Origin of the sequence: Actinosynnema sp. NPDC023658, assembly GCF_040639995.1 — a bacterium.
GTDB lineage: Bacteria > Actinomycetota > Actinomycetes > Mycobacteriales > Pseudonocardiaceae > Actinosynnema.
Window position 1 is genome coordinate 1 of the sequence record NZ_JBFAAX010001445.1, and the last position, 1,125, is coordinate 1,125.

Sequence of the window (1,125 nt, forward strand, 5' to 3'; positions counted from 1 at the left end):
GCTCTGCGCGCGCGCCACCCCTCGGTGCTGAACGTGGTGCGGCGGTTGCTGGCGCCCCTGGCCGGTGACGAGCCGTACGACCTGGCCGCGGCGGGCGCCGGGTTCCCGATGGAGTTCACCGGGGCGTTGATGGGCCTGCCCGAGGCCGACTGGCCGGAGCTGGCCAGGCTCACCACGATGGCCATCGCGCCGGAGGACCCGTCGTTCGGCGCGGAGGCCGGGCACGGTTCGCTGGTCGCCGCGCACCACGAGCTGTTCGAGTACTTCGCCGAGCAGGTCCAGGGCCGCGGCGAGCGCGACGACCTGATCGGCTTCCTCAAGGCGATGGACCTCGGCGGTCGTCGGATGCGCGCCGACGAGCTGGTCTACAACTGCTACAGCCTGCTGCTGGGTGCGAACGTCACCACGCCGCACGCCGTGGCCGGGACCGTGCTGGCGTTCACCGAGCACCCCGACGAGTACGCCCGGCTCACCGGCGACGAGCACCGCACGTCGCTCGCCGTGGAGGAAGGGCTGCGCTGGGCGTCACCGGCCAACCACTTCATGCGCTACGCGGTGGTCGACACCGAGCTGAGCGGGCAACCGATCCGGGCGGGCGAGGCCGTGGTGGCGTGGCTGGGGTCGGCCAACCGCGACGAGCAGGTCTTCGAGGACCCGTACCGGTTCGACGTCGGCCGCCTGCCGAACCGCCACGTGGCGTTCGGGTTCGGCCCGCACTACTGCATCGGGGCGCCGCTCGCGCGCATCGCCCTGCGCCTGCTGTTCGGGGAGGTCGTGCGGCTGGTCGAGCGGTTCGACCTCGCCGGACCGGTGGCGCACCTGAGGTCCAACTTCGTGGCGGGCATCCGCAGCATGCCGGTGCGCGCCGTCCTGCGGCCCGGTGCCGCGGCCGAACTGGGGGAAGGTGCCGATGTCGTCTCCGCCACGCCGAGGTAGGTGGTTGCTGCGGCGTCCCGACCCGGACGCCGCCGCCCGCCTGTTCGTGTTCCCCTACTCGGGGCTGGGCGCGTCGATGTACGCCCGGTGGCCCGCGCGCGTCGGCGCGATGGAGGTCTGCGCCGTGCAGCCGCCCGGCCGGGAGAACCGCATCCGCGAGCCGCACTACGGCGGGTACGCCGACCTGGC

1 protein-coding gene and 1 pseudogene are annotated in these 1,125 nt (G+C 73.6%); both read left to right on the forward strand.

Features of this window, described 5'->3' with window-relative positions; translation table 11 throughout:
- On the forward strand, positions 1–936 hold a 936-nt coding region (locus tag AB0G02_RS41690; protein ID WP_360806551.1), incomplete at its 5' end, for a cytochrome P450.
- Between the two features lie 4 nt (positions 937–940).
- Positions 941–1,125 (forward strand): annotated as a pseudogene (locus AB0G02_RS41695) (thioesterase); the annotation flags it as partial.